Here is a 13976-nt window from a genome sequence, read left to right on the forward strand (position 1 = left end):
AGCCTAATTTCCCTGCTGGCGCTGCGGGACGGCGTCGCCGGCGTCCGCGCCGCCAGGGCTGGGCGCGCCGAACAGGTCGCGCAGGAAGCCCGGCGCCAGCACGGAAAGCGGATTGACCGCGATCTTCGGCTCCTCGATCGGCCCTTCCACGGCGTAGGTCGCGGCGAAAAGCCCCTCCCCGCCGCCCAGAATGTCGCCGAGAATCGGGATTGCGCTGAACACCCGCTGGATCGAGTACATCGGCGCGACGGTCCCTTCGAGCGACAGGAAATCGCGATCGAGATTGACGTCGCCTTGAGTTGTGATGCCGAGCGCGCCGCCGAAGGCGCGCGCGTTGCTGAGGCTGAGCGTGCCGTCGAGATAGCTGAAATCCGCTTCCGCGCGATCAAAATCCAAGCCCGACTGGGTGAGCGAGGAGAGGATGCCGGTGAGCGACATGAACTCTAAAAGCTTCGCCAGGACCGGCGCCTCTTCGAGCGTGAAGCTCTCCACCGTCATATGGCCCGACAGGGGGCCGTCGATATCCGGCCGCTCGCCCTCCACCAGCAGCGATCCGCCGCGAATGCGCGCCGTCCAGTCGAGCGCGGAGAACGCCGCGCCGGCGTCTTCAGACATCACCCGCAGGCGCTGGACGCCTTGCGCGTCGGGCGCGAAATCGATGCGCACCGCACCGCCCCCGTCGGGCACGCGGCTGTCGAGATGCAGCTGGCGCAGATGCTCGCCGTCATGGCGCACGTCAAGCGCCACCTCCTCAATGCGACGGCCGCGCGCGTCGACCACGGCGTCGAACCGCGCGCTAAGGTCGATCGGGGGGCCGGGCGCCTCCTGCGCCGCCTCTTCATGCGGCGGGTCGGCGCCCTCGTCTTCTTCGTCGCCCAGCAACCCGGAAATATCGATCGACGGACCCGAGAGTTGGATCGCATAGACCCCTGTCTCGCCGCGCGCCAGCGTCCCGCGCACGCTGTGCGGGCCGATGTCCAGGCGGCGCAATTGGACGCTTCGCAGACCGGAGAAATCGCGCAAGGCGGCGAGCGAGGCGTCTAGGGAGAGCTCTCCCTCCTCCCCCTGGGCGTCTAGCCTTATCAGGGGAACTTGAACGTCTCCTTCGGCCGGCAGCACCGCCTCCATCTCCAGACGACCCGAGCGGCCGGACGCCTTGGACCAGGCCAACGAATCGAGAGCGATCGCCGTCTCCGTCAAATCCGCGCTGGCCGAAAAGCGCTGCTCGCCCGACCGCAATTGACGATAGTCCAGCGTCGCCGCCATGCGGCCGTCGAGGATCTCGATCGCCTCCAGACCGAATTTACCCAGCTCCGCCGCCGTCGGCCGCCCTTCCAGCTGCAGACGTCGCGCGACGGGCTCGGACCGCTCGAAACTCTCCCGCCAAGAAAGGACGGTGCGCACGCCGTCAATCGTCACCGGACCGGCGACATCCAGACCGCGGTTGTCGATGTAAAGCTCCAAGGTCGGCGCAGCGGCGACGATATCGAGCGACGGCTCGGGAACGATGACCTCCGACAGCCGCGCCGCGGCCTCGAAGCGCACGTCCTCGCCCTCCAGATCGTCGACCAGCGGAAAGCCGAACTGCGCCTTGGTCTTCGAGCCCCCCTGGATCGCGGCGGCGTCGAGACCGAGTTCGTCGACAAACCCGAATGGCGGCGTATTTAGGAGCGAAAGCGCCGTCGGCAGCGGCGCATCGAGATCGAGCGTGATGTCGATCGCCTGATCGTCCGCCTGCAAGCCGGTGATTTCGATGCGGCCGCCTTCGATCTCGATATCGCGCACGCGTCCGGCGAAGAGATCGATGGCGAAGCGGTCCTGATCGTAGGTCGCGCGGCCGACGACGCCCTCGGCCGGGGTCAGGGGGTTGAGGTAGTCGACCTCGGCGCCGCGAAACTCTATCTCGCCCCCCAGTCGATCGATCGTGACGGGCGGTTCGGCTTGATCGAACAGGGCCAGCACCGCGTCGACGTCGCCCGCACTCGGGGCCGACGCGGCGATCGACAAGCTCGCCTGATCGACGTCGGCGCGCGGGATGTTCGGAACGACCCACTCGCGCGCGTCGATCGCCAGTCCAGGCGGCCAAAAACTGTTCAGCTGCTGCATCGGCAAGTCGGTCAGCAGCAGGTCGGCGTTCGCGGACAATCCCGCCGTCGGATCCAGCGCCGCCCGCCCCGTGACGTGCGCGCGAGGCCCGCCCAGATCCACCGACGCGCCGCGAACCTCGATCGCGACCTCGCCGGCGTCGCCGCGCTCAAGGGCCAGGTCGGCCTCCGCCCCGTAGATCACCAGGCCGTTCGGATAGACCGCAGGCGCGACCACGACGCCTTCGCCCGCCGACAGGGTCAGCGCGGCGCGGCGCAGCCCGTCGCCGGGCGTGTAGGCGACCGAGCCCTCCCCGGTGATCGACGCCTGAAACGCCCCCAAGGGGGCCAGACCCTGGACGACCTCGGAGAGCCGCGCCGGCTCAAGCCGTTCGATTTCGACCGCCGCTTCAATCGGACCGGCGCCGGCGTCGCCGACCTCGGCGGGAAGCGCGTCGGCGCGCGCGCTCACCGCGAGGTAGGGCGTCTCGGCGCGCAGCGTCGCGACCAGGGGTCGTCCGGCCCGGTCCACGCCGAGACTGACGTCGAGGTTCGCCTTCTGGCGCATCGGCAACCAGCTTTCAGCCGCCGGCGCGAAGCGTGCGACCACCGCCAGCGGGGCGTCTCGCAAGCTCGCGGACAGATCGAAACGGTCGCTGTCATAGCTGTGGTCGAGGCCGGCGGTCAGGGTCGTTCGCGCGCCCTCCGCCAGCAGCACCCCGGAGAGATTGGCGCTCAAACCGCCGGCGTCGCGCACGACGACCGCATTGATCTCGCGTCCCCGCCACAGGGCGCCCGTGCGTCGGTCGTCGAACCAGATCCGCGCATTGGTCAGGATCAAGCGGGTCAACTCGCCGATCGGGCCGAGGCCGTCCGGCGGCGTCGCCAACTCGTCCAGGATCGGGGCGGGGATCAATGCGCCTTCGACGGACGGCGGGGCCGGCGGCGTCCCCTGATCGGGCTCGCCCGGCCCGGCCTCCGCACCCTCGGCGACGGCGATCGCCAAGGCGCCGTCCGACTGCCGGATCAGCAGAAGCTCGGCGTCCAGGAGGTCGATGCTGGTCGGCCGCACGACTCCCTTGCCCAAATCGGCGAGCGACAAGCCGATCGCCACCCGCGGCAGGGTCAAGATCTCAGCGCCCTGAGCGTCTGCGATCGTCACGTCGGTGGCGACCAGGTCGATCGCCCGCTCCCATCCCCCCCACGTCGCTTGGGTGTCGCCGAGGGCGATCCGATAGGACGCGTCCGGCGAATTGACGGCGTCTTCGATCGTGGAGGTGAGGAAGGTCAGCGAAACCGGCCCGCTGGACAGTTTCCAAACCGCTGCGCCGGCCGCGAGAAGCGTCCCGACGACGAGAAAGGCCGCAATTTCGAGCAGCAGGCGGCGGGGGTTGAAGGTCATCGGCTAAGGCGGCTGTCTCGTCTGATGATGAGGGCGCGTGCGGCCTCGGCGGGCCGGGCTTCGGCTTGACCATCATAACGGCTTCCCCCAGCTTTGACAGGCTCGCGTCGTCGCGGGTCCCGCTTCGTCTCAGGATTCGCCCCAGCAAGAGACCCGCCGCCGCCATGCGTGACTTCGCTTTATTGCCTGACGACCCGCCCCCGCAGCCGCGGACGCTCGACCCGGCGTCGGCGGACGCAGCCCGTTTGCGTCTGATCGAGGCGATGCGCGCCGTCGAGGACGACCAGGCGGCCAGGCGCACCGCCGACGCCTTGGAGGCCGCGCCCGACGGCCCGCTTGCCGAGCTGTTAACCGGCGTGTCGACGGCGAGCCCTTACCTGGCGCACCTCGCCGCGCGCGAGCCGGCGATTACGGCGCGCATCGCGGTCGAGGGGCCGCAACCGGTCCTCGCCGAGGCGCTCGCCATGGCGAAGCCTGGCGCGCTGGGCCCCGGCGAGCCGGCCGAACGCGCCTCGGAAAGCGTGGCGCAACTGATGCGCCGCCTGCGCGTCGCCAAACGACGCGCCGCGCTGGCGCTGGCCTTGGGCGACGCGGCCGGCGCGCTCACGCTGATGGAGGTGACCGAAGGGCTGAGCGATCTTGCGGACGCGGCCTTGGACAGCGCGATCGACCGGGCGCTGAAGGACCTGTCGCCCGACGCGGCGACGGGCGAGGGCTGCGGTTTCGTGGCGCTGGGGATGGGCAAGCTCGGCGCGCGCGAGCTCAACTACTCTTCCGACATCGACATCATTCTGCTCTACGAGCCGGAGCGGCTGGCGTTGCCCGACCCCGAGCGCATGCGCCAGGACATGGTGCGCGCGGCGCGCACGGTGATGCGGGTGATGGACGAACGCACGGCGGACGGCTACGTCTTCCGCACCGATTTGCGTCTGCGCCCCGATCCCAGCGCCACGCCCTTGGCGCTCACCGTTCGGGCGGCGGAGACCTACTACGAAAGCCTGGGCCAAAACTGGGAGCGCGCGGCCATGATCAAGGCGCGCCCGGTCGCCGGCGATCGTCGGTTGGGGGAGGAGTTCCTGCGCCATATCCGCCCGTTCGTCTGGCGCAAACATCTGGATTTCGCGGCGATCAGCGACATCCAGTCGATCAAGCGCCAGATCAACGCCTATCGAGGCGGCGGTCGGATCGCCGTCGCGGGCCATGACGTCAAGATCGGTCGAGGCGGCATACGGGAGATCGAGTTCTACGTTCAGACCCAGCAATTGATCTGGGGAGGGCGCGAGTCGGAACTGCGGACGCGCCGGACGTTGGACGGGCTGCAGGCGCTGGCCGAGCAAGGCCATGTGAAGCCTGAAACGGCGGCTGATCTCGACCGGTGCTATCGCTTTCTGCGCATGCTGGAGCACCGGCTGCAGATGGTGAACGACGAGCAGACCCAGCGCCTGCCCGAGGACCCTGAGAAACTCGCGAGCCTCGCAGCCTTCCTCGGTTTCGCGGACCGGGAGGCCTTCGAGACCGAAATTCGTCGGACCTTGGAGACGGTCGAGGCGCATTACGCCCGCCTGTTTGAAGAGGCGCCGGCGTTGGGGGCCGGCGGCGCCCTCTCCTTCACCGGAACGGACGACGATCCGGACACGCTGAAGACGCTGAGCGACATGGGGTTTCGGGAGGCGTCGCGCGTTGCGGGGCGGATCCGCATCTGGCACCACGGCCGTTATCGCGCGACGCGCAGCGAGCGCTCGCGCCAAATCCTGACGGAGTTGACGCCCCGGTTGCTGAAGGCGCTCGCGGACACGGCCGATCCGGACGAGGCGTTCGGGCGGTTCGACAGCTTCCTTTCGGGTCTGCCGGCGGGGGTGCAGCTTTTTTCGCTGTTCTACGCCAATCCGCAGCTGCTCGACCTCGTGGCGGAGATCATGGGGACCGCGCCGCGGCTGGCCGAATGGCTGTCGCGCAAGCCGATCCTCTTGGACGCGGTCCTCTCGCCGGACTTCTTCGATCCCCTGGACGACGCCGACGCCCTGAAGGACGAACTCGACGACGCCCTTTCCCAGGCGCGCGACTTCCAGGACGTGCTGGACCTGACGCGGCGCTGGGCGAACGACCGCAAGTTTCAGAACGGCGTACAATTGCTGCGCGGGGCCGCCGACCCGGACGCGGCCGCCCGGCACCTGAGCGCGATCGCGGAAGTATCGCTCGACGCGCTGCTGCAGGCGGTGGAGGCCGAATTCGCGCAGAGCCACGGCCGGGTGCCGGGGGGCGGTCTGGCGATCGTCGCGATGGGCAAGTTCGGCGGGCGCGAGCTGATGCCGCGCTCGGACCTCGACCTCGTCTTCGTGTACGATCACGCGCCCGACGCGGAGGGATCCGAGGGCGAGAAGCCGCTCGGTCCGGCGGTCTATTATTTGCGGCTGTGCCAGCGCCTGGTCACTGCGATCAACAGCGAGACGGGCGAAGGCAAGCTGTTCGAGGTCGACAACCGCCTGCGGCCCGACGGGAAATCCGGACCGCTCGCGACGCAGTTCGCCACCTTCGAGGCCTACTACCGCGATCGCGCAGACAAGCCGGGAGGCGACGCCTGGACCTGGGAGCACATGGCGCTGACCCGGGCGCGCGCGGCCGTCGGCCCGCCCGAGCTCTGCGCGCGGATCGATGCGGCGATCGCCGCCAACCTGGACCAGGAGCGCGATCCGCAAACGCTGGTGCGCGACGTCGCCGCCATGCGCCGGCGCCTGGCAAAGGAGTTTCCCGGGAGGACGCCCTGGGAGGTCAAACATCGCGCCGGCGGCTTGGTCGACGTGGAGTTCGCCGCCCAGTACCTCCAGTTGCTGAGCGGCGGAAGCGACAAACCCGTCTTCTCAGCGAACACGGCCGAGGCGCTGGATCGCCTGTGCGAGGCCGGATGGCTGGACGGCGCGGCGCGCGACGACTTGCAGGCCGGCCTCGGCCTTTGGCGGCGCTTGCAGATCGCGTTGCGGCTGAGCGCGGCGGAGGGCGCCTTCGACGCCGACGCGGCGCCGGAAGGCCAGCTGCGCCTGCTGACGCGCATCGCGCGCGCCGACAGCTTCGAGGATCTGACGGACCGGATGGCGCGCACGGCCGACGCGGTCGCCGCGCGCTTCAAGGAGCTGGTCGCCGATCCCGGCGCGGTCGACGCCGACAAGGAAGACGGGTGAGCGGCGGCAGGCCCCGCGCCCGGGGCCGACGCCGCCGGCGCGCCCCTTGCAGGCGCGCGCCGCCTTCCTATTTCCGATGCAACGCCGTTACGGCGACAGAACGGCGACGCGACACCAAAAAAGAGGCTGAAAACAATGGCGGTTCAAGAAGGCGACAAGGCCCCGGACTTCACCTTGCCCACCGACGGCGGCGGCCGGATTTCGCTGTCCGATCTGAAGGGCGAGTGGGTCGTGCTTTACTTCTATCCCCGTGACGACACGCCGGGCTGCACCAAGGAGGCCTGCGGCTTCAACGAGGCCCTGCCGGCGTTCGAGAAGCTGAACGCAAAGGTGATCGGCGTCTCCCGCGACAGCGTCGCCAAACATGACAAGTTCAAGGCCAAATACGATCTCGGCTTCCCGCTGGGCGCAGACGAGGACGGCTCGGTTTGCGAGGCCTACGGCGTGTGGGTCGAGAAGAACATGTACGGCAAGAAGAGCATGGGAATCGAACGTTCGACGTTCCTGATCGATCCGGACGGCAAGATCGCGAAAGTCTGGCGCAAGGTGAAGGTTCCCGGCCATGTGGACGCGGTGCGCGAGGCGATCGCGGCCTGATCCGCGCAACACGCAGACGAAGAGGAGACCCGTCATCAGACATCAGCCCGCCCAAAGTCCCATAAGTCCGCGCTCGACGCTGGCCGCAGCCTGTGCGGTTGCGACGGCGCTTGCGGGGGCGCCTGCAGCCGCGCAATCGGACTCGGCGCCGCGCGTCGTCGATCCGCCGCCGCGCGGCGCCCAGGCGCTGGCGTCGTTGTCCGCCGTCTGGCCGGATTGGCCGAAGGCTGACGGGCTGTTCGACGTGCTTCGGCGCGAGGCGGCGGTCGCCGATCGGCACGCGGTGCTCGCGCTCGAGGCCGAGACGCTCGGCGCGATGCGCACGCATCTCGGCCACGTGCTGCACGCCCTCAACCCCGCCGCGGTCCCGAGGCTGGACGGGCCGGGCCTCGGCTACGGTCTGATCCGGGCCGCGCGCGACGCGACCGCGGAAAGCTATCGGGCCGGCGCGACGGCCGTTCCAGGCGGGTCCATCGACAGCGGCGCGGCGGATTTGGCGACGGCCTTCACCACAGTGTCGTCCCGCGGGCGCGACGCGGCCATTCTGGCCCGGCAGGCCGCCCAGGCGCCGACTCTTGAGACCGCAAAGGCGACGGCCGAGCAGATGCAGCGCATGACGGGCGCCCTGATCGACGGGTTGGATCGCAACGGCGACGGCGAGGTCGCGATGCGGTTCGGCGAAGCCGGATTGGAGCAGGCGACCGCCGCCTTCGATCAGACGTTGGAAGCCGCCGGCCTGACGCGCGCCGACTTGAAGGCGCTGGAGGTCGACGGCCTGTCGGAGATGGCGACGGACGAGGGCTGAGCGTCCCTGATCGGTCGCCCGGAGAGGCGCTGCGGCCGACAAGGCGCGCGGCGAAAAGCTGACATGCGTGGCGAGACCCCCGTCCCCGGACGGAACGAGACGATGGACCAAGCCTTCGGTAAGGCGAGCCTGAGCGACCTCGCGGCGCTCGTGCTGACCACCGCCGATCCCCGCCGCAAGGCCGAGACGGCGCGCTTCGCAGCCGCCCGCTGGCTGCGGCGCGACGTGGCGGGGTTGGGCGCGGTCGCGCCGCCCGCGCGGCCGGCCCGACCCGGCAAGCCCGAGCTGCTGCACCCCGCAAAGATGCCGCGGCGCAAGATAAATGCGAACCGCGACGGTCGGGTCGCGCTGTTGCACGCGATCGCTCATATCGAGTTGAACGCGATCGACCTCGCCTTCGACATGATCGCGCGGTTCGCCGATTCCGGCATGCCGGAGGCGTTCTTCGACGATTGGGTGACGGTGGGCGACGACGAGGCCCGGCACTATCAGCTGCTGGACCGACGCCTAGAGGATCTCGGCGCGCGTTACGGCGACCTGCCGGCCCATGACGGCCTTTGGGAGGCGGCGATGGACACGGCGGACGATCTGCTCTGCCGGCTCGCCGTCGTGCCGATGGTGCTGGAGGCGCGGGGCCTCGACGTCACGCCCTCCATGATCGACAAGCTGCGCGCCGCGGGCGACGAAGAAAGCGCCCAAGTCCTCGACCTGATCCACGACGAGGAGATCGGCCACGTCGCCGCCGGTCGGCGCTGGTTCGAACATCTGTGCCGACGCCGCGGGCGCGAACCCGTGGCGACCTGGCGCGCGATTGTGGCCGAGCGGTTCCGCGGCGGGCTGAAGCCGCCCTTCAATGAGACCAGCCGCAGCCGCGCGGGCATGGCCGCCGCCTATTACGCTGACGCCGAGCCGCCCGCCGATCCCGGCCGCGCGGGAGACTAGCCATGCCCCCGGCCGACGGCTCGGCCGGGTCCGCGCCTCCCCCGACCGGCGATAGCGCGGCCGACGCGCGCGCCGAGCGGGAGCGCGAGGGCCTGCGAGCGCTTCCCGCATCGCTTTACCGCTTCGTTTGGCGCGAAAGCCGCCGGCGTCAGGTGCTGCTGTGCTTGCTGACCGCGCTCGTCTTTCCGCTGAGCTTGGCGCCGCTCGAATTGCAGCGCCGCATCGTCGACGGCGCTATCCGGGACCCGAACGTCGAGCTGCTGGTGACGCTGTGCCTGATCTATCTCGCTTCGGCGGTCGCCCACAGCCTGACCAAGTTCGCCCGCAACATGGCGGTCGGCGCGATCGCGGAACGCACCGCCCGCGACCTGCGCCTGCACATCCTGGAACGCACCGGTCTGATCGAACACCGCAGCGCGCCCGTCACGAAAAAGGAGGACAAGACCGGGCACGAAGGCTCCGCCGTCTCGCTGATCGCCGCGGAGGCCGAAAAGGTCGGCGCCTTCGCCGGCGACGCGATCTCTCAGCCGCTGATGCAGGCGGGCATCATGCTCTCCGTCCTCGGCTACATGCTCTACATCGACTGGCGCACGGCGGCCGCCTCGCTCGCCGTCTACATCCCGGCCGCGGCGCTGGCCCCGATGGTGCAGCGCTGCATCAACCGCCACGTCCAGCGCAAGACGACCCTGATGCGCCGGCTGGGCGACGTCACGGCCGGGACGGACGCCGCGGAGGACGGAATGGCCCCGGGCGGCCTGCGCGCCCGCCACGCCGACCGGCCCGAGATCCTGACGCTGGACGTCATGAAGGCGCGGCTGTGCATCTTTCTCTACAAGTTCGGCTTCAAGGCCTTCAACAATCTGATGGGCGAGTTGGGGCGGCTCTCCGTGCTGTTCGTCGGCGGCTGGTTCGTGATCCAGGGCGAGACCGAGGTCGGCGTGCTGGTCGCCTTCCTCTCAGGCCTCGAGAAGGTTGCCGATCCGGCGCGCGAACTCCTCAACTTCTACCGCCAACTGAGCCAGAGCCGGGTGCAGTACGACATCCTGCGCCGCGCGGTGGATGACGGCGCGGTGGACGGCGCGCGCGGCGCGGGCTAAAGCCTCGCGCCATGAACTACCGCCACGCCTATCACGCCGGCAACTTCGCCGATGCGCTCAAGCATTGGGCGCTGCTCGCCACCCTCGAGCGGCTGACGGCGAAGGCGAAACCCTTCTTCGCGCTCGACACGCACGCCGGGGCCGGCTTCTACGATCTGGCGCGCGAGCCGTCGGGCCGCACCGGCGAGGCCGACGGCGGGATCGGGCGCCTGCTCACCGCGGCGGCGGACGCGCCCGAAAGCCTGCAGCCCTATCTGGACGCCGTCCGCGCGTTGAACGAGGGCGAGCCGGCCTTGCGCTGGTATCCCGGCTCCCCCTATCTGATCGCCGCGCGCCTGCGCCCCGAAGACCGGCTGATCGCCTGCGATCTGGAGGCGGGCGAAGGCGCGACGCTGGCCGAGACGCTGGCCCCCTTCCCCAACGCCAAACACCATCTGGGCGACGGCTACGCGGCCGTGCCCTCGATGCTGCCGCCGACGGAGCGCCGCGGTCTCGTCCTGATCGACCCGCCGTTCGAGCGGCGCGACGAGTTCGAGCGCCTGGGCCGCGCCGCGGCGCTGGGGGTCAAGCATTTCGCGAACGGCGTCTTCGCGCTGTGGCATCCGATCAAGGACCGCGCGGCGGTCGACGCCTATCTGGCGGCCCTGCCGCGGCCCAAGGGCGGGCTGGCGCAGATCGAGCTCGCGGTCGCCGCGCCGACGGCCGACGGCCCGCTGACGGCCTGCGGCCTCACGCTGCTCAACCCGCCCTATGGTCTGGTGGAGACGATCGAAGCGGGTCTGCCCTGGCTGGCGGCGACGCTCGCCGCCGGCGACGGGGCGGATGCGCGCGTACGCTGGCTGGCCGCGCCCGCGTAAGGAGCCTACTCCGCCGCGCGGACGCTCTCCAACGGGTCCTGCGCCAGGCTTTCGATCGCCGCGTCGAGCGCGCCGGAGCCGATCGAGACGCCGAGGCGGCGCATCGCCGTCTCCAGCGCGGCGAGGCCGCCCAGGACCATCGGCTCGTTGATGTCGCCCATATGGCCGATGCGAAACGCCTTGCCCTGGAAGCGCCCCAGCCCGCCGGAAATCGAGACCCCGAAACTCTCGCGCGCCAGGCGCCGGACGCTTTCGGGGTCGAAGCCTTCGGGGACCAGCACGGTGGTGACGCTGTCGGCGCGGCTCGCCGGCTCCAGCGCGTTGAAGGACAGGACGCCGCCCGCGCTCCACGCCTCGACCGCCGCGCGCACCGCGCGGGCGAGGCGGCCGTGGCGCTGAACCGCGCCGGCCAGCGTCTCCTCGCGCAGCATGGCCAGCGCCTCGTCCAGGCCGAAGATCATCAATTCCGGCGCAGTGCCGCAGAAGCGCTGATAGTGCTGGCCCTTCTCGCGCTCGATCCAATCCCAGTAGCGCCGCGGCGTCTTGGCCTGCAGCCCGACGCGCTTCGCCTTCTCGTTCGCCGCCACCATGGCGAGGCCCGGCGGCAGCATCAGCCCCTTCTGCGAGGCGGCGACGGTCACGTCGACGCCCCAGGCGTCCATGCGATACTCGGTCGTCCCCAGTGAGGCGATCGTATCGACCATGAACAGAGGATCGCGGCCGGACGCGTCGATCGCCCGGCGCACGGCCGCGACGTCGCTGGTGACGGAGGCGGCGGTGTCGGTGTGGACCATCAGCACCGCCTTGATCGCGCCGTCGGCGTCGGCGCGCAGCGCCTCCTCGACCCTGTTCGGGTCGATCGGGCGCCGCCAGTCATTGGGGATGGTGCGAGCCTCGACTCCCAGCGCCTGCGCCATGTCGCGCCAGCCTTCCGAGAACTGCCCCACCTCCGGGATCAGCACCGCATCGCCCGGAGAGAGCGTGTTGGCCAGCGCCGCCTCCCACGCGCCGTGGCCGTTGGCGGTGTAGAGGAAGACTGCGTGCTCGGTCTCGAAGACCTGCTTCACCTCCTCGAACAGCCGATCGCACAGGGCGACGAAATCGGGGCCGGAGAAATCGACCGGCTGGCGGTGCATCGCGTTCAGGATGCGCTCCGGCACCGGCGTCGGCCCCGGAACCATCAGGAAATCCCGCCCCCGTCTGACGGTGGTCATGACCGCTTCCTTCTTCGAATGACAACGCGCGGACAGGCTCAACTTACGCCCCACCGCCGGGGGGTCAATCGGCAAGAGCGCGGAGGCGGAGGTTCCGAGGACGCCAACCGCCTCGGCGTCTGATACGCCGCCTGGCTAACCCACACAGCGCCAAGTGCGACCGCGGCGCCCACCCCTTGGATCGGCGTCATGGATTGGCCAAGCCAGATCCATCCGAGGGCCACCGCCGTCACCGGACTCATCATCCCCAACATAGAAACCGCCGCCGGTTCGATCCGCTCGACCCCTCTGAACCAGATCCAATAGGTCGCAGCCGCACCGACTAGCCCAAGCCATAGAAGACCGCCCAAATGGACCATATCGAGCGCCGGCGGTTTGGGTTCGGCGAAGAAGGCGAGCGGGAGCAGCGCAAGGCCGCCGGCGGTGAGCTGCCACGCGGTGAAGCTCAGCGCCGAGACCGGGGGGCGCCATTTTCGGCTGAGCACCGTGCCCGCGGCCATCGCCGCGGCCGCCCCCAAAGCCGCTGCAAGCCCTAGCGGATCGAGCGCAGCGCCGGGTCCCAACAGTAAGAGGCCCACGCCGCCGACGCCCGCCAACGCGGCGACGACAGAAACGGGCCGTACCGGCGTCCCGAGCCATCCCCACGCCATGCCGATCGCCAGCAACGCCTGAAGCGAGATCACCGTCGCGGCCACGCCGCCCGGCAGACGCTGCGCCGCGACGAAGAGAAGCGTCCAGAACGCAGCGAAGTTCAGCACGCCCAGCAGAAAGACGCGCCCTATCCAAGCGCGCGGCGGGAAACGACGGGTTATGGCGAGGAGCAGAAGACCGGCCGGCAACGCGCGCAGGACGGCCAGAGTGATCGGATACCCCTCGGGCAGGAATTCGGTTGTTACCAGATAGGTGCTGCCCCAAACGGCGGGGGCCAGCGCCGTGATCAGAAGATCGGCGGGTCGGGTCATGGTCGGATCTCCGGAAGCGCGCTCACCACCGGAGCGCTGCGGGCGTGCGACGGATATCGGGCGGGGGCGCCAGACCGAGGTCGCGCCTCAGACAGGGCGGAACGGGACGCATCAGCTCACGACGACGCATTGTCGCCTGGAGCAAGGCCGCGAGCCGATTCAGGAGGCGCATGAGAGCGCCTCTTCACTCTGTCGGAAGAAACGGTTTCCTGCGGTCAGGCGCGCGGCCAAGCCGGCGACGAGGGCGCCTTGAAAACGGGCGCCGGCGATATCTGTCTCGGTCGGCCGCAAGGACCCGTCCGCGCCCGCAATCGTCCCCGCGCCATAGGGCGCGCCGCCTACGACGCCCTGCGAGGCGGTCTGGCCGGCGAAGCTGTAGGGCAGGCCGACTATGAGCATGCCGAAATGCTGGAGCGGAATCTGGGTGGAGAGCAGCGTCGCCTCATGGCCGCCATGTTGGGAGCCGGTGGACGCAAAGACCCCGGCGACCTTGCCGACCAACGCATTGCGCGCCCACAGCCCGCCGGCCTCGTCGATGAACTGTTTCATCTGGGCGGCCATCATTCCGAAACGCGTGGGCGTGCCGAAGAGAAATCCGTCATAGTCTGCGAGATCCGTCGGCGACGCCTCCGGCGTATCGTCGGGCGCGTAACCCGCCCGCTCGCGGACAGCCGCCGGGACCGTTTCCGGGACGCGGCGCAGATCGACAGCGACGCCGGTCACGCTGCGAGCCCCTTCGGCCTCCGCTTGCGCCAACGCGCGAACATGGCCGTAGCTCGAATAGTAGAGAACAAGAATGCGGGTCATGAGATCCTCGCCGGGTTGTGATTGAACCGTCGG

10 protein-coding genes are annotated in these 13976 nt (G+C 69.8%); 6 read left to right on the top strand and 4 right to left on the bottom strand.

Annotated elements, in window-relative coordinates; genetic code table 11:
* Positions 1–3 precede the first annotated feature (3 nt).
* Entirely contained in the window at positions 4–3486 is a 3483-nt protein-coding gene (locus RIB45_RS14420) for an AsmA-like C-terminal domain-containing protein (protein ID WP_350051078.1), read from the bottom strand.
* Between the two features lie 164 nt (positions 3487–3650).
* On the opposite strand from RIB45_RS14420, the gene RIB45_RS14425 reads away from it, so the two are divergent.
* The 6 genes from RIB45_RS14425 to RIB45_RS14450 all read left to right on the top strand — a co-directional run bounded on the left by RIB45_RS14425 (position 3651) and on the right by RIB45_RS14450 (position 10960).
* Entirely contained in the window at positions 3651–6662 is a 3012-nt protein-coding gene (locus RIB45_RS14425) for a bifunctional [glutamine synthetase] adenylyltransferase/[glutamine synthetase]-adenylyl-L-tyrosine phosphorylase (protein WP_350051079.1), read from the top strand.
* A 135-nt stretch (positions 6663–6797) separates the two neighbouring features.
* Positions 6798–7259: a thioredoxin-dependent thiol peroxidase gene (gene bcp / locus RIB45_RS14430; protein ID WP_350051080.1), complete on the top strand. Its 462-nt coding sequence runs from the start codon at positions 6798–6800 to the stop codon at positions 7257–7259.
* 196 nt (positions 7260–7455) lie between these two features.
* Complete coding sequence (locus tag RIB45_RS14435) at positions 7456–8064, top strand: hypothetical protein (protein WP_350051081.1); 609 nt, start codon at positions 7456–7458, stop codon at positions 8062–8064.
* A gap of 102 nt (positions 8065–8166) precedes the next feature.
* Positions 8167–9006, top strand: coding sequence for a ferritin-like domain-containing protein (locus tag RIB45_RS14440; RefSeq protein ID WP_350051082.1), 840 nt, complete (start codon positions 8167–8169; stop codon positions 9004–9006).
* Positions 9007–9008: 2 nt separating this feature from the next.
* Positions 9009–10103 carry an ABC transporter transmembrane domain-containing protein gene (locus RIB45_RS14445; protein ID WP_350051083.1) on the top strand — a complete coding sequence of 365 codons (1095 nt, stop codon included), beginning with the start codon at positions 9009–9011 and terminating at the stop codon, positions 10101–10103.
* An 11-nt stretch (positions 10104–10114) separates the two neighbouring features.
* Entirely contained in the window at positions 10115–10960 is an 846-nt protein-coding gene (locus RIB45_RS14450; RefSeq protein WP_350051084.1) for a 23S rRNA (adenine(2030)-N(6))-methyltransferase RlmJ, read from the top strand.
* Positions 10961–10965: 5 nt separating this feature from the next.
* Here RIB45_RS14450 and RIB45_RS14455 read toward each other — a convergent pair whose 3' ends face one another.
* From RIB45_RS14455 to wrbA, 3 genes are all read right to left on the bottom strand, one after another.
* Positions 10966–12174 (bottom strand): pyridoxal-phosphate-dependent aminotransferase family protein, encoded by a 1209-nt coding sequence (locus RIB45_RS14455; protein ID WP_350051085.1) that lies wholly within the window; start codon positions 12172–12174, stop codon positions 10966–10968.
* A 38-nt stretch (positions 12175–12212) separates the two neighbouring features.
* Positions 12213–13136: an EamA family transporter gene (locus RIB45_RS14460; RefSeq protein ID WP_350051087.1), complete on the bottom strand. Its 924-nt coding sequence runs from the start codon at positions 13134–13136 to the stop codon at positions 12213–12215.
* 159 nt (positions 13137–13295) lie between these two features.
* A complete protein-coding gene (wrbA, locus tag RIB45_RS14465; protein WP_350051088.1) occupies positions 13296–13943 on the bottom strand; it encodes an NAD(P)H:quinone oxidoreductase in 648 nt (215 codons plus the stop codon).
* Between the last annotated feature and the right edge of the window lie 33 nt (positions 13944–13976).

Source organism: Marivibrio sp. (genome assembly GCF_040218065.1).
GTDB lineage: Bacteria > Pseudomonadota > Alphaproteobacteria > UBA8366 > Aestuariispiraceae > Marivibrio.